Below are 1,210 nucleotides of genomic sequence, written 5' to 3'. Positions count from 1 at the left end.
CATCATGAGGCCGGACACATGTCAGCACCCGACAACGCGCCAAGATCAGCTTCAAAATCCCTCTTGCGCTTGGGGCGGTTACACATGTTGCACAAGTCCCTTTTGGGATTCATCTCATGAATCCAGCGTGGTAGCTGGAATCCATGAGCAGACCCACACCTCCAACCTACAAGACCAGGAACTGGCCATCCTACAATGAAGCGCTCAAGCGCCGCGGATCGCTGACGATCTGGTTCGATCCCGAGATGAGCTGGGAGGCCGCACCAACTGGCAGGCGTGGCCGCCAGCAGAGCTACAGCGACGCCGCCATACAGACGTGCCTCTCGATGAAGGTGCTGTTCGGCATGGCGCTCCGGCAGACGACCGGGTTCGTCGAGAGCTTGTTGCAGCTGGTTGGTCTCGACTGGACGGTGCCCGACTTCAGCACGCTATCTCGCCGCCAGAAGACCTTGGCCGTAAACATCCCCTACCGCGGCTCCAAGGGGCCACTGCACCTGCTGATCGATAGCACCGGCATCAAGGTCGAGGGGGAAGGCGAGTGGCATGCCCGCAAGCATGGCGGTCCCAAACGGCGCGTCTGGCGCAAGATCCATCTCGGAATCGATGAGGAAACACTGGAGGTCCGCGCTGTCGAGATCACCGGGAGCCACATCGGTGATGCCCCTGTGCTACCCGACCTGCTCGGTCAGATCCCGGCGGACGAGCGGATCGGCAGCGTCACCGCCGACGGTGCCTACGACACACGTAAATGCCACGACGCCATTGCCGACCGCGGCGCCCATGCCGTCATCCCGCCCCGCAAGAACGCGAAGCCCTGGAAGACGATCACCGCTGGAGCCGTGGCGCGAAACGAGGCCCTGCGCGCGGCGAAATACCTGGGCCGCGCGCTCTGGCGACGATGGAGCGGATACCACCGCCGAAGCCGCGTCGAGACAAAGATGCATTGTGTGAAGTTGCTGGGGCAGCGGCTCATGGCGCGGGACTTCGACCGTCAGGTCGCTGAACTCCAGGTCCGAATCGCCGTCCTGAACGGATACACCGCGCTCGGCATACCCGTCACGGAAGCTGTGGGATAAGTCGGTCCGGGGAAGGGGGAACCTCGGCCATCACCCGATTTGTGCAACATGTGTAACCGCCCCAAGCGCAAGAGGGATTTTGAAGCTGATCTTGGCGCGTTGTCGGGTGCTGACATGTGTCCGGCCTCATGATG

The 1,210-nt window shown here is 62.3% G+C and carries 1 protein-coding gene; it reads left to right on the top strand.

Going from position 1 to position 1,210, the window contains the following annotated elements; translation table 11 throughout:
• The first annotated feature begins 143 nt into the window (after positions 1-143).
• The gene (locus BUB57_RS16200) at positions 144-1,076 is read left to right on the top strand and encodes an IS5 family transposase (RefSeq protein WP_073068870.1); all 933 of its coding nucleotides are present in this window, start codon (positions 144-146) and stop codon (positions 1,074-1,076) included.
• Positions 1,077-1,210: the final 134 nt, after the last annotated feature.

Source organism: Paracoccus solventivorans (genome assembly GCF_900142875.1).
Lineage (GTDB): Bacteria > Pseudomonadota > Alphaproteobacteria > Rhodobacterales > Rhodobacteraceae > Paracoccus > Paracoccus solventivorans.
Note: the sequence above shows the minus strand (reverse complement) of the source record. Positions and strands in the feature narration are given on the sequence as shown.